The following is an 18,277-nucleotide window of genomic DNA, read 5'->3' as shown; positions in this document are numbered from 1 at the left end:
AGGCCTAACGATGAATCATATTCACAGTTCGCACGATTACATGCTGGTGACCATTTCTTATCTCATTGCGGTTGCTGCTTCATTCAACGTCTTGGATTTGGCGGAGGGGATTAACAACACCAAGGGAAGAAGGCGCTGGCTATGGCACTTTTTCGGCTCCATTGTCATGGGGATGGGGATTTGGTCCATGCATTTTGTTGGAATGATGTCCATGAAGCTGCCGTTTCCTGTCTACTATGACCTGTCGGTTGTACTTCTCTCGGTAGTAGTAGGAGTTGTGGCATCCTTCGTGGCCTTGTTAATTCTGGGCAGGCAAAAGCTGTCCATGAGTCAATTGCTTGGGGGTGCCTCGTTATTCGCATTCGGCATTTCAGCCATGCACTACATCGGCATGTATGCTATGCAAGTCAATATCTCGTATAACATCGGCTATGTGGCTTTGTCTATATTGGTTGCGTTTGTGGCATCCATTACTGCGTTATGGCTGTCCCTTTATTTTGTCCAGCAGGGTAGACGCAGTAGTTTTATAAAGAAATTTGGCAGTGCTTTAATTATGGGAGCAGCAATTGCTGGTATGCATTATACCGGGATGCTGGCAGCCCATTATGAGACAGAAACGTCTGCGGATCGAATGCTGTCGCCCCTAAGCCAGATCCTGGACCAGACAAAGTTAGGTTATATCATCGCTGCCGGTACCTTGTTTACGCTGGGTTTATCGTTAATCGGACTCTACATCTCCAGGCTATTTTCCAAACAGGCGCTAGAGAAACAGGAGAATGAAAAGTGGTACAGGTCGCTCTATGAACACAATCAGGACGGTATTGTCTCCATCGATCTGCACCGAAAGATTATCGGTATCAATCCTGCAGCCGCGCGGATAACCGGCGTCCAGGAGAAGGAATTCAGGCACAGGCCCGCATCATCACTCCTGACTTTGGTCGTCGAAGAAGAACAGGAACGTATCCGGGAGTTCTTCCTGCGAACGATTGATGGTGAAGCTGTGCGTTACGAGACTGTGCTCAGGCATGGCAGTCACGACAGAATTCATGTCAGTGTCGTACTGGCGCCTGTCATTGTGGATGAACAGGTAGTGGGGAACTACATTATCCTGCGCGATATTACTGAAGAGAAACGGGCGGAAGAGAAACATCTTTATCTCGCATTTCATGATGAATTGACGGGTCTGCCTAACCGGCGTAAGTTCAATCAGACCATATCGGAAATGATAGAAGTCCGAAGTCAGGATCAGAAGCCCTTCGCCGTGATGGTTATGGACATCGACCGATTCAAGATAATCAATGATTCACTGGGGCATATCTATGGGGATCTTTTCTTACAGGAAGTCAGCAGCCGGATTCTGCGAATTGTAAATAGTGGACAGGCGATGCTGGCGCGCATGGGAGGAGACGAGTTCGCAGTATTGTTTTATCCAGATACGGACGTGGAGAACTCCGCAGTTCTGGCGGATAAGATCATTCAGGAGATAGGACAACCTTATTACTTGAAGGATAATGAGTTTTACGTCACGGCTAGCATTGGGATTGCGCTCTTCCCGGAGCATGGTCAAGATGTCGTACAGCTGTTGAAGAATGCAGATACGGCGATGTATGAAGTTAAGAAGAATGGGAAAAACGGTCATCAGTTTTATTCCGTGGAGTTGTATGCTGTTCTCCAGGAACGAATGGAGCTGGAAGCCGATCTGAGAAAAGCGCTGGAGCGCAAGGAACTTGTGCTGTACTACCAGCCGCAGATCCGGACAGGTGATGTCCACATGGTCGGCGTTGAGGCACTGGTGAGGTGGAATCATCCTGTACACGGATTATTGTCGCCCGATGTATTCATCTCGCTGGCGGAAGAGACAGGGCTGATCATGGAGCTGGGAAATCAGGTGCTGTATGAAGCCTGTCGCCAAATGCATGAATGGCACCAAGCTGGCGGGCCCGTAGTTCCAGTAGCGGTAAACCTGTCCTCTCAGCAGTTCCATCAGCCCAATTTGGTAGAACAGATTAAGCAGATTCTGTCAGAGACAGGACTTTCCCCGCAATATCTGGAACTTGAAATTACAGAGAGCATGATGATGGACGCGAAGCTATCCTTCGATATTCTGAATCAACTGACTGAATATGGTATTCGGATCAGTCTGGATGATTTTGGCACAGGTTACAGTTCATTCAGCTATCTTAAAATGTTCCCGATTCATAAAGTGAAGATCGATCGTTCCTTCATTCAGGATTTGGCTGTGAATTCAAATGATAAAGCGATTGTCTCCACGATCATTACGATGGCGAGGCAGTTAAATATGGACGTCATTGCGGAAGGAATTGAGACCAGAGCACAACTGGACATCCTGGCCGAACAGGATTGCAATGAAGTTCAGGGGTATTTTTACAGCCGTCCTTTATCCGCTAACGATGTGGAGCAGCAGTTTTTTGTCCCAAGCCGGGCAGGGCTGAATGAATGGAGCAGCGCAGAGGCTAACAAATCATTTTGATTTGAGGTATGGAGGAAGAGATTGAAAATGACTATTGAACAACTTAAGAATTCAATCAATGAAGCAAATATAATCAAGGCGCTGGATCGTAATCTGGCGATGATCCGCTTCGATCTGCAGCGCCGGGTGACGTATGTAAATGAAATATTCGCCAACACCATGGGATATACACCAGCAGAAATGCAGGGGATGCTGCACCGGGAATTGTGCTTTCCCGAATTCACGGACAGTCCTGCTTATGAACAATTCTGGGATAGCATCATTGGTGGCACAAGCTTTCAGGACAAGATTGAACGTAAAGATGCTCAAGGTCATCCTATCTGGCTAGAGGCCACGTACATGCCAATCTATGATGATGCTGGCGAGCATATGCTGGGAGTATGCAAGATTGCGACCAATATTACGAATCGTCAAAATCATATCGCCACAGTTGTGGAAGAGTTGAAGCAGATGTCCACCAGCCTGAATGCTCGTGCCGAGCAGGGAATTGAACGCAGCCAGGAGCTGCTAGACAGTATCTCTGTGATTGCGGGCGTATCCTCCAATAATACAGCAACACTGGCAGGCTTGCGGGCACAAGCACAATCCATACAGGGAGTGGTGCAGACGATTCGTGACATCGCCTCCCAGACCCAACTGCTGTCACTGAATGCCGCTATTGAAGCCGCACATGCCGGAGAATATGGCCGGGGCTTTGATGTAGTCGCCAAGGAAGTGAGGAAACTGTCGAATAGGGCCCATGAGTCCATCATTGAGATCAGAGACAGTGTTGAGGGAATTGCACGGGAAATAACGAAAATCTCCAAAGGGACGACGGAGGTACAGCATTACGTGAGCCTGAGCCAGCAGCAGATTGAAGTTGCCATGAATGAGTTCAGCAACATTCTATCCTCTGCGCAGCAGTTGGATTCCAAGGCGGGTGATGTGACCCATATCGTCTGAGAAATGACTACTTAATGAAGACGCCTCCGAACGGCAGGGCTTCCCGCAAGAAACGTTTAATAATCCCGTCATCGTTGTTGTCCCGTTCAAAACGCCGGTTTTGAACTCCAGCCTGAAATAGCACGGGTCCATGGCCAGTCATTTTCCAGTGATAGCTCATATGCTGGCTGGCGAGATGATTACCATACACGGTAAGCTCCAGCTTGGCGTTCTCAGGGTAAGCAATAATACTGCCGGCGTCTACATACAGAGGTTCATAAGGGTGCAGCTCGGCTTCGCATACTGTGCCTTCCGTTAGAATGCCGATGCTTCCTCTACCAGAGAATTTGATCTTAACGATGTCACGTGTGATGAACATATTCTTCATACTGAGCACGCGTGTCTGCATGGTTATGCCTTCGCTGTAGTAGAAGAGGTGTCTGAAATCGTAAAGCAGATCATTGTTGCCTTCCAGTTCGAGCGTCTTAACCCGGTAGCCTGGGGGTAGTGCCGCTACGAAGCGGCAAGGGCCGGACATATCGGAACGGATCAGTTTACGCTTGCGATAGATCCCTTTCACATCCATCAGCCGGTCCGCCCGGCCTGACGAAGGCCCTTGATAAGCGATGATCTGCTGGGGATGCAGCACATGTACCGTTTCATTTTCACTGACGGAGAAGGACAGGGCTTGTCCACTGTTGTTGCCTTCATCCTGAACATCAATATTCATCCGGCCTTCCCCCTTGCTTCTGTGTCATTATCTATATACGCTCCATTCCTGTTTTACCGGAGGCGGTCACTTCTTCTGGAGCGGCTGCGCATCCCTAGACGAACCAACCGAATCAGCAGGAAATAGCCCAGGATCAGGCACAGTCCTGTAATGATAGTAACCTTAATTCGGTTAAAGTTGTTGTCGCGCGCCTGGCGGTCATCTCTTAACTCATTGACCATTTGGCTGAGCTGACGGTTCTGCTCCTGGAGGGCAGCATTCTGTGATACTGTTGCACCCAGTTGATCTTTGGCTTCGCCGAGTTCGTTCTTGGTTCGTTCGAGCTCTTCCAACGTCTGACGGTAGCTTTCCTGTAACTTATTGACCTCTCCGGGAAGCTCGGAGAATTTCTGAAATCCGTTGTATAGATCGCTGAAATAATTAGCTTGCACTGAAGGGGCCGGAAGACATACGAATATTCCGAGCAGCAGCAGAGCTGAGCAAAAGAGTTTAAACCCTGGGTGTATTATCTTTTTTCTCATTATTGCATCACCACCTGAATAGGCTTGTTCTCCTTTTATTTTACCATAGCTTTACAGTGTTCGACAGTTTCCAGCAAGGGGTGGCAAAGGTTTTAAACGATAATACGTATAGAGAAGACAAGCGTTTCCTGTCTGAGCATCCTTCATTGAGAACAGAAGGGGTTTATCGTATACTTTGGACGGAAAGAGGAGGTGCATGATGAATAAATGGGTGAAGACACTGCTAATCTTGGCCGGATCAGCCTTCTTGACACGGTTCATTCCGTTCTCGTCTCTGTTCCGTAATCTGGACACGATGATTCACGAATTCGGCCATGCGCTGGTTACGCTGCTTTTATCGGGCAAGGTGCTACGCATTGAGCTGTATGCCGATCATAGTGGAGTAACCTATTCGGCAATCCAGGCGGGGGGCCGGGCAATTGGAGTGGCATTGGCGGGGTATCCGCTTGCGTCTCTGTTTGCGTTGCTGCTGTTCTTTCTCTATGGAAAAGGAAAGATACACTGGGGTCTGGGACTGGCCACTGGTGTAGCGTTAATTATGCTGCTGTTGTATGTCCGGAGCAGCTTCGGAATGATGTGGCTTGGCGGATTTATCGCCCTGAATATCGTGATGCTGTTCTTCTGGGACAAAGTCAGCAAGTATTACTATCTACTGTTGGCCTTCCTTACTCTGGAAGAGTCCGTGACCGGGACACTTTATCTGGTCACCGCTTCGGTGACTTCTCCGTCCCGGGCTGGCGATGCTAGCAACCTGGCAAGACTGACGGGAGTCCCGTCGTTTTTCTGGGCGGCTTTGTTCTTTCTGTTTTCTCTGCTGTGCGCGAAATGGGCCCTGGAGTTTTTCTTCAAAGCCCAGCGGGTACGTACAGGCAAAAGGGGTTAGCGGCAGGGATGCATATTTATCTACATATATCGACATTTGTGATTTCACTTTTAAGGGGCAACTTGGTCTATTTGACGGAGTTGGCTCTTTTTTTGTCGATTTTATAACCCCGAACATATATTCCATGACAAGGAGTTGTCCGCCATTATTGGTACATTAATAGAAGAACCAAAAAAAGAAAGAGGTGGAAATATGCAAGCAAGTATTCAGCCGATATTTACTTGGAGTCAAGAACATATTTTTGCAGGTGGGACCCATAATATTGTTTTGCTGGTGGAATGGAGAGGTATTGTAAAAGTAGATCAACTTCGTAAACGAAGCCATAAAATAGCCGCACGTGACATCGAACTGCGAATATGGCTTGAACCCCACCTGAACCTCACCGCATGCCATGGCTGCAGGGCAGAAGCAGGAGAAGGACGCTCACTGCTGCTAAACCTGGGAAATATTCTTTGCGGACAGCAGAAGTATTTGGCATTGGAATTTTCCACAAGCGCCATGCCGGCCGGCAAACATGATGCCCTATGGGTGCAGTGGCTTTACAAACAGCCGCCAGGAGGACGAATTCGTGAACTGCCCTTGCAAAAACTAAGCCTGGATTATAGTCGTCACACAGCGGTGGCCAGAGACACCGTCTGCTTTCATGTAGAGAAGCACCTGGAATTGTTGAAAATACCGATCATGCTTGATGAAATTACGTTTCTAAAGGACAAGGGGCAGAACATCGAGGCTGCAGAGCACCTGCGCCGTCATGCCGATAATTTGCTCTTGTTGGCAGCTAGATCTGGTGACTTATCTCTGCTCAAAGAAGCGGAAGCGCTGTATAAACGGAGTGACAGAGAGCTGAAGCCGAAAGGAAAAGTTGTCGGGACAGAACATAGATAATGCATATATACGAAAAAAACTTTATACATAAATAGCCTTATTTCTCATGTTTGCAAAAACAGGAAACCGGGAATGTGATATATAATTGCGGTAAAATAGTAAAATAGTTCTATTATATTTTCCTAATCTCGGTTATTGCTTCCTTGGTTTCTAGATATATACGACTAATTAATTTAAAATAATGGGTCTATTTTACCATGAATCAAGGAGAACTGAATATGACAGACCGATTAATCCGGCTGATGCGCATTATTACGCTGGTTCAGGCCAAACCGGGCATTCTGGCTCGGGAGCTAGCCGAACGATGCGGCAACAGTGAAAGGACGATTTACCGGGATATGGATGCCCTCAGTGCCATGCATATTCCGATCACCCATTTGGGTCATGGGAAAGGATATGCCTTTATCGGGAATTTTGCGCTGTACCCCTTGGACTGGTCAGACGAAGAAGCGATGGCATTTGCCCAGCTTCGCAACCTTATGGATGACATTAAACCGCTATTGCCTTCGGGCTTTGAGAGTGCCTATGAGAAAGTAATGGCGGCTGAATATAAGCATAGAGCTGAAAAAGAAGAAAAGATGGAGATCGTGGGAAGAGAGGCAGGAACCGCTTGGATGGAAAGAGGCGGCTTGCAGCCGGAGCAGCCTACTTTTTTGATCGAGCTGTTCGTCGCCATGTTGAAGCAGAAAAGCATCCAGGCCGATTATAACGAGAATGCGCACGAAGAAAAGGGGATCGCTATTGATCCCTATTATATTATATTGCTGGAAAATCGATTTTATTTAATTGGTTATTGTCACCACTTTGAGGTCATTCGTACCTTTCATACGAACGGGCTATCCAATGTTAAACCCCTTAAGTACGGATTTTCAAAAGACAATTTTGATCTGCAGGCTTTTATGAAACATAAATGGGCGCTGGACAAGGATAGCCTACAGGTCGAATTTAAAATCAAGTTCTCTGAATGGTCTATGGAGCGGATCAGGAAAGAGGGGGTGTTGATGAAGCCCATCAAGGTAGATCAAGAGAATCGTTATTTTCAGTTTAAAGTGTCGGTGGATCAGGAAATCACATTCGTACGCTGGATACTCGAGTTTGGAGAAGAAGCTGAACTTGTGGAACCATCATATTACCGTGAAGTCATGCGGTATCAATTAGAGAAAGGGCTGTCGCTGTATAAATAGCGCAGTCTTTTTTTTTGCACAAGGTATATTCTGACTAATTTTATAGGGTAATTTTATATAACAAATTTTTCTTGTGTACCTTGGATTTATATAGTAATGTTATACATTAATTAGAAATAACGACCTCATAAGGTTATATACTTCCACTATATGTTAACTACAGGTTACTTAAACTTCCCGATTTTTTATTTTGTTCGCCCTCATTTGACCTTTGTTCAATTTTTAAACAGAAGAGAGGTATCATTCCTTGTCTGAGCCCATTTTAAAAATTGAGAATTTGCATACCCACTTTTTTACTGACCGCGGTGAAATTCCGGCTGTTGACGGCGTTGATCTTTACATTAATCCTGGCGAGGTGCTGGGTGTAGTTGGAGAATCCGGCTGTGGCAAAAGCGTAACCTCACTATCTGTGCTAAGACTGGTTCCCAGTCCCCCTGGCCGGATTGTAGAAGGCCGAATCTTTCTGAAAGGCCAGGATCTTGTAACGCTCAAGGAAAAGGAGATGCGCAAGATCCGCGGAGATACAGTTTCGATGATCTTTCAGGAGCCGATGACCTCGCTTAATCCACTATTTACTGTCGGGCAGCAAATTATTGAGACTGTGCGCCTGCACCGGGGAATGTCCAAAAGACAAGCGCGGGACCATGCCGTTGATATGCTGCGCAATGTTGGCATTCCAAGACCGGAGTCCATTATTGACGAATACCCCCATCAATTGTCGGGCGGTATGCGCCAAAGAGTTATGATCGCAATGTCCATCTCCTGCAATCCGGAGCTTTTGATTGCCGATGAACCTACCACCGCGCTTGATGTGACGATCCAGGCCCAGATTCTGGATTTGATCCGCAGGCTGAATGAAGAGCAGGGAACGGCTGTAATGATGATCACCCATGATTTGGGTGTAGTTGCGGAGATGTGCCATCGTGTGGCCGTTATGTATGCGGGCAAAGTAGTAGAGGAGGGCAGTGTGCATGATATTTTTAAGCACCCGCTGCATCCCTATACGCGTGGCTTGATTCAATCCGTACCGAGAATGGACGACACCCGCGAGCGCCTATACTCCATTCCGGGCAATGTGCCTGTACTCAGTACAGAAATGCAGGGCTGTCGGTTCGCACCGCGATGTTCCGAGGCCATGGAAATATGTCACCAATCCCTTCCGCAGCTCACCCTGCAGGAAGAACAGCACAGCTGCCGCTGTTGGCTGCATGAAAGAAGTCAGGAGGACGCGGTATGAGCGGAAATCTGCTGGAAGTCAAGGGACTAAAGAAATACTATCCGGTGCAAAAAGGATTTCTTAATTCTACAGCCGGGTTCGTGAAGGCGGTCGATGATATTTCCTTCACGATCGGCAGAGGAGAGACTTTCGGACTCGTGGGGGAAAGCGGCTGCGGCAAATCGACCGTAGGCCGGTCGCTGCTGAGGCTGATGGAGCCAACGGCAGGAGAGATTCTTTTTGAAGGCCAGGACATTATTAAGCTCTCTGCTGGAGATTTGCGCAAGCAGCGCCGCGAGATGCAGATGGTGTTCCAAGACCCGTTCTCGTCACTAGATCCCCGGCACACCGTAGAGCGGATTCTAGAGGAACCTATGATTGTGCACCGTACCGGCAATGCCAGGGAGCGCCGTGCCGCCGTGGACAAGCTTGCTGATGTGGTGGGACTGGCGAAGAGCCAATTGCAGCGGTATCCGCATCAGTTCTCTGGCGGGCAGCGACAGCGGATTGGTATTGCACGAGCACTTGCCCTTCAGCCCAAGCTGATTGTGGCCGATGAGCCGGTCTCCGCGCTGGATGTATCCATACAGTCCCAGGTCATTAATCTTATGCAGGATTTACAGCGCGAATTTGGATTGACGTATCTTTTTATTGCCCACGACCTTAGTGTCGTCAAGCATATCTGCGACCGGGTTGCCGTTATGTACCTGGGCAGAATCATTGAAATCACGGACAAACACTCGTTATACTCCCACCCTCAGCACCCCTACACCAAGGCTTTGCTATCTGCTGTTCCCGAACCTGATCCTGATATCCGAAAACAGCGAATCGTTCTCCAGGGTGAGGTGCCAAGCCCGGCTAATGCGCCGGTTGGCTGCTCTTTTCATACCCGTTGTCCCCAGGTGATGGAGGTCTGCCGCAAGGAACGGCCACCACTGCTGGAGACGGGCTCCTCCCATTTCACCGCCTGTCATTTACAGGACGGAACAACCCATTCATAGCTCGCTAGTCTGACAGCTTAGAAAGCATAGATACCGGTTTATGGCTGCGCTTTGGCACAGCTCTATATAAACACTTTAATACTTTCAATAGCAGAAGGGAGTTTTCGATGAAATGAAGAAATGGGGTAGTCTTGTACTGGTCTTAACGCTTAGCCTGGCGTTCACGCTGAGCGGCTGCGGAGGTAGCAACAATGCAGGTAAGGATGGCAATACTGGAGGCAACGCAGCGGCAACCAATGCTCCGGCAGATGCCACGGACAAGCCCAAAGAGGTTCAGGATACGTTAATCCTGGGACGAGGCGGAGATTCTGCTTCACTTGATCCGGCTATTGTCACAGATGGCGAGTCCCTGAAGATTTCCCATCAGGTATTCGACTCTTTGCTGGAATATAAGCCAGGTACTTCCGAAGTACAGGCTTCCCTCGCCGACAGTTGGGAAGTAACTCAGGGCGGTTTGACCTATACATTCAAACTGCACCCTGGGGTAAAGTTCCATGATGGCACTGATTTTAACGCCGAAGCAGTCGTGTTTAACTTCGAACGCTGGAATGATCCGAAGAGTGAATTCAAATTTGAGGGCGACTCATTCGATTATTATGATTCCATGTTTGGTCCAGAAGGCAGCCGTGTCATTAAAGAAGTAAAGGCAGTAGATGACGAAACGGTGCAGATTATTCTAAACCAGCCGCAGGCGCCTTTCCTGCAGAACATCGCAATGACCTCCTTTGGGATTGCCAGCCCTACTGCGATCAAGGAGAAGAAGGCGAACTTCAAGAATGAGCCGGTCGGTACGGGGCCGTTTGTTTTCAAGGAATGGAAACGCAATGATTCCATCACCTTGGAGAAGAATACCGCCTATTGGAAATCGGGATTGCCGAAGCTGAACAAAGTGATCGTGCGTTCCATACCGGATAACTCAGCCCGCTTCACCGCCTTGCAGAACGGCGAGATTGACCTGATGGAAGATTTGAGTCCGGATGATCTGTCCACGCTGGAGGGCAACAGTAACCTGCAAAAGATTGAGCGCCCGCCGTTTAACGTTTCTTATCTAGGCTTTAACTTCAAGAAGAAGCCGTTTGATAATGTAAAGGTTAGACAAGCACTTAATCATGCGGTGAACAAACAAGCCATTATTGATGCATTCTTCTCTGGTCAGGCTAAGCCAGCCGTCAATCCAATGCCGCCTTCACTGTGGGGCTATAATGACAGCGTGAAGGATTATGAATTTGATCTGGACAAGGCCAAGTCACTGCTTGCAGAAGCGGGGTATCCGAATGGTCTGCCCGACCCTGTAACCTTGTACGCTATGCCTGTACCTCGTCCTTATATGCCTGATGGCAAGAAGGTGGCAGAAGCCATTCAGGCGGATTGGGAGAAAATTGGTGTAAAAACGGTGATTGAATCTCCGGAATGGGCTACGTATCTGGATGATACCAAGGTGGGCGAGAAAGATGATATCTATATGCTCGGCTGGACCGGCGACAACGGTGACCCGGATAATTTTATCTATACTTTGCTCGACAAAGACGCCATTCCAAGTAATAACCGGACCTTCTATGTCAATGAAGAACTGCATACCCTGCTAGTTGGCGCTCAGAAGGAAACAGATCAGGGCAAGCGCTCCGACTTGTATAAGAAGGCGCAGGAAATTATCAAAGCCGATGCTCCGTGGGTTCCATTGGTGCACACGACACCGCTTCTGGCCGGCAAGGCTAATCTGAGGGGCTTCGTACCAGGGCCGACAGGCACGGAATATTATAGCGAAGTGTATTTTGAATAGCCGTGTTAACCTGTGTATGGTTTTAACCATCGTTAGGGTACCATTACACCTTTGGAAGGTGAGCTGACTTTGAATGCCTACCTATTAAAAAGAGTCATGGTTTTAATTCCTGTATTGATTGGCATGACGATTATTGTTTTCTCTATTATTCATGCCATTCCTGGAGATCCGGCCGAGACGATTCTCGGCCAAAAGGCTACGGAACAGTCCAAGCAGGCGCTGCGTGATCAACTTGGTCTTGATAAGCCCTGGCTTCAGCAGTATTTGAATTACATGGGAGATTTGGTGAAGGGGGATTTCGGTACCTCAATCCGCACCAAGATGCCGATTGCGAAGGAGATTCTGCCCTATCTGGCGGCAACAATGGAATTAACAGCAGCCAGCATGCTGTTTGCTACTCTGGTGGGCGTGAATGCGGGTATCCTTAGTGCCTGGCGACAGAACTCTTGGTTTGATTATAGCGCCATGATAATTGCGCTCATCGGGGTCTCCATGCCGATTTTCTGGCTAGGACTCATGGAACAATTAATATTTGCCCTGAAGCTCCAATGGCTTCCCTCGATTGGGCGGATGGACCAGCGTAATCCGGTGGACAGCATCACCAATCTCTATGTGATCGACACGATTCTGGCAGGACGCTGGGATCAGCTATGGACCGTCATCAAGCATTTGATCCTGCCAAGTATGGCACTGGGAACGATTCCGATGGCGATTATTGCCCGGATGACCCGTTCCAGCATGCTTGAGGTCATGAATTCCGATTATATCCGCACAGCCAAAGCGAAAGGCATGTCGCAGTTTCTGGTCGTGTACAAGCATGCCCTGAAGAATGCGCTTATTCCTGTACTGACCGTAATCGGCTTACAGACAGGCGCACTGCTGGGCGGTGCGGTGCTCACCGAGACCATTTTTGCCTGGCCGGGTGTAGGGCGCTACATCTTTGAAGCCATCAGTTCACGCGACTATCCTGTCATCCAGACGGGGATTCTGGTGATTGCGTTTATTTTTGTAATCATTAATCTGCTGGTCGATCTGCTGTACGCCGTTATTGATCCGCGCATTAATTACAAGTGAGGGTGAATCTATGTCACAGCCAACTATCCATGCAACGTCTCTCAGTAATATTCCCGTTAAGGAGACATCCAGCCCCTGGCGTGATGCGTGGCGGGCCTTCCGTAAGAACAAGTCGGCGATGCTGGGACTGGGTATCATCCTATTCTTCGTAATGATTGCGCTCTTGGCGCCGTGGATTGCACCCTATGACTACAAGGAGCAGGAACTGGTTAACCGTCTGAAACCACCTTCGGCCCAACATTGGCTTGGTACCGACGATCTCGGCCGGGATCTGTTCAGTCGGGTGATCTATGGAGCGCGGATTTCCTTATGGGTTGGCTTTTTTTCCGTCATCGGCTCCATGATTGCCGGAACGATCCTGGGGGTGCTAGCAGGGTTCTATGGCAAATGGACCGACATGTTGATTTCTCGTATGTTTGATATTCTGCTGGCGTTTCCGAGCATCCTGCTCGCTATTGCTATTGTGGCGATTCTGGGTCCTTCCTTACAAAATGCGTTGTATGCCATTGCCATCGTTAACATCCCGACCTATGGGAGATTGGTGAGAGCCAAAGTGCTCAGTCTGAAATCAGAAGAGTATATCACTGCGGCTCGGGCGATAGGTATGAAGGACAGCCGCATTCTGATCACCCATATCTTGCCGAACAGTCTTACACCGGTTATCGTGCAGGGTACACTCGGTATCGCACATGCGATTATTGAAGCCGCCGCACTTGGCTTTCTGGGTCTAGGTGCCCAACCACCTGATCCGGAGTGGGGGAAGATACTATCCGACTCTCGGCAGTTTATTCAGAAGGCGCCGTGGACAGTCATCTTCCCGGGTCTGTCCATTATGTTGACTGTGCTGGGCTTCAACCTTATAGGTGACGGTCTGCGTGATGTGCTGGACCCCAGAATGAAAAAATAAACTACGAAGCAAGCCCTTTCGGTGCGCATTACCGAAAGGGCTTTTATACTTCAAATTGAGCTTCCTATATAATAGAAGATTTTTATTATCTATCAGGGTTTCGTCCGACCTGCTGCTTGCCTGCCCGCTGTGTGTCGGAGAGCTTGATTAATTCGGAGACGGTGACGAACCGGTACCCCTGCTTTTCCAGCTCTGGCAGAATGATCTTCAGCGCCTGTCTTGTCTGCGATTTTCCATGTACATGGTCGTGAAAAAGCACAATATCGCCGTTGTGGGCATTGCGAATCACCTTGTTCGAGATGGCATAGACCCCCGGTCTGTTCCAGTCCCGGGTATCCTGATGCCAAGACCAGAGGATGGGCTTCAACCCCATTTGATTGGACACATTAATCAGAGTCTCATCGTACATTCCTCCAGGCGGACGGAAGAGGTTGCTTCGCTTGCCCGAGACCTTGATAATTTCTTTCTCCGTTAGATCCAGTTCCTCGTGTACCTGCTTTTCGGAGATGGGTCGCTTGAAATACACGTGATTATAAGTATGGTTAGCCAGTTCATGACCCTCGGCAACCACGCGCCGGGCGATATCGGGATAAGCGGCAATCCGTTTTCCAATTGCAAAAAATGTGCTCTTGGCATTGTACTGCTTCAACAAATCCAGAATCAACTCGGTCTCCGCTGGATCCGGACCGTCATCGAAGGTGAGGGCAATCACCTTTTGACTGGTATGTACCTCCCAGATCATGTCGCCCCGTTTCTCAAAATAGTAGCGGTTCTTGACTATCGGGCTGGCCAGTGTAGACGGCGTACAGCAGAGCAGCAGGGCTAATGCAGCCGAAATGACCCTATACGCTCTTTTCATGGATGCCCCCCCCTTTTTCTTAGGTTCAGTTATATAGAATGCACCTTTGGCAGGAGGAAATATGCAGAGAGAGGGCAAGATGGAAAAAACTGTGCAGGATCAAGCACGTCTGAACTTGCCGCCGTAAAAACATCGTAGATAAAAATATAGACCGGAGGCGAGAAAGAATAAGGTGCTCTCCAGCATGAAAACCCATAGTTCGGAAAATAGACTTTGTAACAGCTGCCGACAGCGCGAAGCCCCCGCCGCAGCCAGGAGTAGAATTCCGATGTCACAGAGCATTAAGAACAGGAGCTGGTGAAGTTTCCGCTTATGAATATGTAAAGCTTTCAGATTCCAGAGCGAAGACACCAGTTCCATAGATACAATGGCTATCGCCGCTCCGGCATAGCCGAAGCCAGGAATGCCTACGAGTATATATTGCGCAAAAGTGGAACAAGCCAGCCCTGCAAGCAGACCCCAGAAGGGAGCCTTCTTGATATCTTGCGCCCAGAGAATGCTGGTGGTCAGTTCGCGGAAACCTACCAGAAGCGGGATGGAGGCCAGGTACTTGATCGGTGTAGTCGCAGCTGTCGTATTAAAAATGAGAGTGGAAAGCATGTCAGCATGAACAAATAGAAACAGCCCGGAGGCGATTCCCCACAACCAGGAGATCTTCAAGGCCAGGCTTGCCAGATGATTGAATTTTTCCAAAGTGCCCTGCTGCCATTCTGCTGCGATCCGGACCGTTAGTGTATGGCTGAGTGCTCCTGTTACGAGCGTAGGAGCATAGACGACAATAGCTGCCATCCCGTAAATAACGCCGTACATGGCGGTTGCTTCGGAGGTGCTATGGCCTGCTGCGAGCAGACGATTAGGAACTAGTAAAGCGTCAATAAATTCCGAAGCTGGTATGAACATACGTGTCATAGAAATGACCAGCGAAGTTTTGAAGAATATCGTAACAGGTAATACTACTGAGTGGCCCTGCGAGCGCGGAGAATGGGTGTCCAAAGAAAGGTATACGGTTAGCAGTGAAAAAGAGATAAATGCACCAAGAAAGGTACCGTATAACCCTCCACCTATGGCCCGGCTCATACCCAGCGGTAGGAGCCCTGCTGTGATAAGTACCATGCAGGTTACGCGGACAGCTTGCTCAGTGACTTCTGATAAAGCAATGATGCCAATACGTCCCAGTCCCTGCAAATAACCTCGCAGTAATCCGAGCAACGGAGCAGCAAATAGGGCAGGAGCCAGACTGTGCAGCGCATGCTTCAGACCGGGATTACCAAGCAGGGTGGAGAGAAATGGCGAGTACCGGAAAATGACCAGACTAGTGGCTCCGCCTCCAAACATCAGTAGCACAGAAACAATCTTTAGAAACTGCCAGCCCTGTGCGGGTTTTCTGGCGGTTTCCAGCGCGAGCGCCGTGGGCAGTCCTCCGGCCAGCATCAATAGAAAGCCGTAGAAGGAGTAGGCAATCTGGTACAGCCCGATTCCTTCTGCGCCAGCAATTCTGGTGAGGATGATTCTTCCCGCCAGTCCGAACAGCTTGACTGCAACCATGGCGGCTGCCCGAATGGCAGATTGCTTGAATAGATGAGGCACAGCGCTACCTCCAGCATAACGGATTCAATGTCGTGATCTTTAATTGTATGACATTGAAATGGCGTTATGCTGACAAGCTTAATCTCTGATATGAATCAGCTCATATTTGGTGTACTTGTCCCACCCAAGGTCGAAAGGAACACGGTAACGATCTGCCGTATGGGAGTTGACTAAAGGATAACCATATTCATCAAAGCCTGTTATAACCGAAAAATGATCCGTATCATTATTGTGCATAATGTAACCGATCAGATCGCCGGCCTGCAGTTGGGAGATGGCGCCATTGGCATATTTTTTGGAAGGGGCTACTACTTCCTTATAGGTACCCTTGGCGACCATGTTGCCATAGCCGGAGTGCAGCAGGAAATTACGGAAGGCATCGGTCTGTACCCAGGTCTGCGAACCGCCGGTCTGATAAAAATATCGCCAGCCGGACTTCATCGGTAGTCCTCCACCTTCTTCAGGATCACCGACCGCCTGAGAGGCGAAGTTAGTGCAATCGCCGCCTTTACCTGTATAGTCGAGATATTTGCGGTTATACCGATGCTGATTGCCAGCTCCCCATGCAGTTCCCGCATATTTATCGGCATAGGCTATGGCGCGTGAACGATTGTAACGACGACTTTTACCCGATACCGCTGCTGCAGGTTTAACAGAAGGGGCCAACCCGTCTGGACTGTCAGCAATCTTATGTGGATTCTCGTCCAACGGGTCCAAATACCATTCGCGGGCGATTTTCCAACTTCCATTGATTTTCTTCAGCGTCATAAAATGCCGTGTGCCGATGCCGAAGGACTGTGGCGGGATCACTTCATTTAAATACACATAACTAAGCTTGAGTGATTGCACAAGGGACACCTTAGCCGTTTCTCCACTTACGTTCCTGCGGATGATGCGAATGCTGCTGTTGGCTTTGACCAGTTTGATAGACCTTTTCGCGGCCCACGCGTTAATATAAGCAGTTCGATTGCTCTCGTTATGGTAGGCATTTTTGCTTAATGTCTGTTGTGTCAGATAAGTGCCCTGTAGCCGTTCCGTTTGCTGGTCGATCAGCGTCTGTGCGCGATCTGCGAAGATTTGCTTTAGTGCGGCATCTACCTCTTGATTTGCTTTGCTTTCCTCAGCATTCACCGTAGCAGTGGGCAAAGAAAAGGAGGCCAAAAGAATAAGGATGAGGGACAGGATACTGGTTTTTTTAAGCACAATCATAACTCACCTTTCTGCTTCGTGAAAACGACCAGCCTTTTCTCATGTTCTTTTTTCTTTCTGCTATATTTCCCTGTGCAGGTGATAAGGGTTAACCGGTGTTCTGTGGTATCCCCGAATATTCGTTCTAATGGAGCCTGTTCTGTTGGGTAAATTTCAACAGACTCGACTGTGTAAGTAAGCTTGTGTACGTTGTCTGAGACAATAATGCTATCGCCCGGTTTTAACTTTTTTAATTTAAAAAAAACGGCAGGGCCAGTATAGCTGTCCACATGTCCATCCAATACCACGTTGCCCTTTGATCCTGGACGAACGCCTGGATAAGAAATTCCAACCAGATCGGTTGATTCTGGCACGCCCATTTGCCCGCTTGGTAATACAGCTACCGGTTCAATTTCTGCGGTGACTTCAATAGCGGGAATGGAAAGTTGGGTCGGCATAAACGGTTTTTCAGGTAGCGGAGGCGCGGAATGGATCGGTATGGGTTCTTTGGTTGGTTCAACTTTGATGTCATCTACGGTTGTATTCGTCTGTGATTCTGTATGAAGATTTTCTTTAGGTTCGGGTGTTGTTGCTGCGCAACCACAGCCATAGAAGGCGATACTGGTGAGTAGCCAGACAAGGATCCATTTTTTCATAATTATAAGAGAAAGAGGGAGTTATCCTCCCCCTTTCATCCTCCTTACTCCGTTTGTTCGCTCGCGCCGCCGAAGCCTGTTTTCGGCAATTTAGTGGCTTTGGTGCTAATACCTTTTGTTTTGATGCTCTTGGCATTCAGGCTCTTGGTTTTTAAAGTTTTGTGTCCCAAGCTTTTGGCTTTTAGGCTCTTCGCATGTGTTCCTTTTGCGTGAGTTTTATGGTGTGCCTTAGCTTTGTGTTTGGTTTGAGTATGTGCTTTTTTCTCATGTTTCGTCGGCTCAACCGGAGCCGCACTGGCAGCTGACACAGCGGACATCAATAGGCAGGCAGAAATGGCGGCAACAGCTAATTTTTTCATAAAAGTATTTCCTCCTCAAAATGTGTTTTTTCCCC

The 18,277-nt window shown here is 48.6% G+C and carries 17 protein-coding genes; 10 read left to right on the top strand and 7 right to left on the bottom strand.

The genetic code is table 11. From position 1 onward, the window contains the following. The first annotated feature begins 10 nt into the window (after window positions 1-10). Window positions 11-2,491, top strand: coding sequence for an EAL domain-containing protein (locus ACFVRY_RS23985; RefSeq protein WP_387502814.1), 2,481 nt, complete (start codon window positions 11-13; stop codon window positions 2,489-2,491). Between the two features lie 27 nt (window positions 2,492-2,518). After that, a complete protein-coding gene (locus tag ACFVRY_RS23980; protein WP_387502813.1) occupies window positions 2,519-3,433 on the top strand; it encodes a methyl-accepting chemotaxis protein in 915 nt (304 codons plus the stop codon). A gap of 7 nt (window positions 3,434-3,440) precedes the next feature. Here ACFVRY_RS23980 and ACFVRY_RS23975 read toward each other — a convergent pair whose 3' ends face one another. Together ACFVRY_RS23975 and ACFVRY_RS23970 are read right to left on the bottom strand one after the other, a co-directional pair. Further along, the gene (locus ACFVRY_RS23975) at window positions 3,441-4,142 is read right to left on the bottom strand and encodes an AIM24 family protein (protein WP_387502812.1); all 702 of its coding nucleotides are present in this window, start codon (window positions 4,140-4,142) and stop codon (window positions 3,441-3,443) included. Window positions 4,143-4,195: 53 nt separating this feature from the next. Further along, entirely contained in the window at window positions 4,196-4,663 is a 468-nt protein-coding gene (locus tag ACFVRY_RS23970) for a coiled-coil domain-containing protein (RefSeq protein ID WP_387502811.1), read from the bottom strand. 199 nt (window positions 4,664-4,862) lie between these two features. Here ACFVRY_RS23970 and ACFVRY_RS23965 point away from each other — a divergent pair, with 199 nt between their 5' ends. From ACFVRY_RS23965 to nikC, 8 genes are all read left to right on the top strand, one after another. Beyond that, on the top strand, window positions 4,863-5,546 hold the full coding sequence (locus ACFVRY_RS23965; protein WP_387502925.1) for a M50 family metallopeptidase: 684 nt from the start codon (window positions 4,863-4,865) through the stop codon (window positions 5,544-5,546). A 192-nt stretch (window positions 5,547-5,738) separates the two neighbouring features. Continuing rightward, window positions 5,739-6,431, top strand: coding sequence for a hypothetical protein (locus ACFVRY_RS23960; RefSeq protein ID WP_387502810.1), 693 nt, complete (start codon window positions 5,739-5,741; stop codon window positions 6,429-6,431). Window positions 6,432-6,649: 218 nt separating this feature from the next. After that, window positions 6,650-7,615, top strand: coding sequence for a helix-turn-helix transcriptional regulator (locus tag ACFVRY_RS23955; protein WP_387502809.1), 966 nt, complete (start codon window positions 6,650-6,652; stop codon window positions 7,613-7,615). Between the two features lie 247 nt (window positions 7,616-7,862). Next, entirely contained in the window at window positions 7,863-8,852 is a 990-nt protein-coding gene (locus ACFVRY_RS23950) for an ABC transporter ATP-binding protein (protein WP_387502808.1), read from the top strand. Then, entirely contained in the window at window positions 8,849-9,832 is a 984-nt protein-coding gene (locus tag ACFVRY_RS23945) for an ABC transporter ATP-binding protein (RefSeq protein WP_387502807.1), read from the top strand. Before ACFVRY_RS23950 ends, ACFVRY_RS23945 begins: the two co-directional genes overlap by 4 nt. Window positions 9,833-9,944: 112 nt before the next feature. Then, on the top strand, window positions 9,945-11,612 hold the full coding sequence (locus ACFVRY_RS23940; protein WP_387502806.1) for an ABC transporter substrate-binding protein: 1,668 nt from the start codon (window positions 9,945-9,947) through the stop codon (window positions 11,610-11,612). Between the two features lie 69 nt (window positions 11,613-11,681). Next, window positions 11,682-12,686: an ABC transporter permease gene (locus ACFVRY_RS23935; protein ID WP_387502805.1), complete on the top strand. Its 1,005-nt coding sequence runs from the start codon at window positions 11,682-11,684 to the stop codon at window positions 12,684-12,686. 10 nt (window positions 12,687-12,696) lie between these two features. Further along, a complete protein-coding gene (nikC, locus tag ACFVRY_RS23930) occupies window positions 12,697-13,593 on the top strand; it encodes a nickel transporter permease (protein WP_387502804.1) in 897 nt (298 codons plus the stop codon). A gap of 85 nt (window positions 13,594-13,678) precedes the next feature. Here the strand turns inward: nikC and ACFVRY_RS23925 are convergent, their stop codons facing one another. From ACFVRY_RS23925 to ACFVRY_RS23905, 5 genes are all read right to left on the bottom strand, one after another. Next, entirely contained in the window at window positions 13,679-14,452 is a 774-nt protein-coding gene (locus ACFVRY_RS23925) for a polysaccharide deacetylase family protein (RefSeq protein WP_387502803.1), read from the bottom strand. Between the two features lie 99 nt (window positions 14,453-14,551). Beyond that, window positions 14,552-16,039 carry an oligosaccharide flippase family protein gene (locus tag ACFVRY_RS23920; RefSeq protein WP_387502802.1) on the bottom strand — a complete coding sequence of 496 codons (1,488 nt, stop codon included), beginning with the start codon at window positions 16,037-16,039 and terminating at the stop codon, window positions 14,552-14,554. A 78-nt stretch (window positions 16,040-16,117) separates the two neighbouring features. Beyond that, complete coding sequence (locus ACFVRY_RS23915; RefSeq protein ID WP_387502801.1) at window positions 16,118-17,248, bottom strand: amidase domain-containing protein; 1,131 nt, start codon at window positions 17,246-17,248, stop codon at window positions 16,118-16,120. Continuing rightward, window positions 17,245-17,883: a class F sortase gene (locus tag ACFVRY_RS23910; RefSeq protein WP_387502800.1), complete on the bottom strand. Its 639-nt coding sequence runs from the start codon at window positions 17,881-17,883 to the stop codon at window positions 17,245-17,247. The genes ACFVRY_RS23915 and ACFVRY_RS23910 overlap by 4 nt, the downstream gene beginning before the upstream one ends. A gap of 44 nt (window positions 17,884-17,927) precedes the next feature. Further along, the gene (locus ACFVRY_RS23905; protein WP_387502799.1) at window positions 17,928-18,242 is read right to left on the bottom strand and encodes a hypothetical protein; all 315 of its coding nucleotides are present in this window, start codon (window positions 18,240-18,242) and stop codon (window positions 17,928-17,930) included. Between the last annotated feature and the right edge of the window lie 35 nt (window positions 18,243-18,277).

This window comes from Paenibacillus sp. NPDC057934, from assembly GCF_042887565.1.
Classification (GTDB): domain Bacteria; phylum Bacillota; class Bacilli; order Paenibacillales; family Paenibacillaceae; genus Paenibacillus_AQ.
Note: the sequence above shows the minus strand (reverse complement) of the source record. Positions and strands in the feature narration are given on the sequence as shown.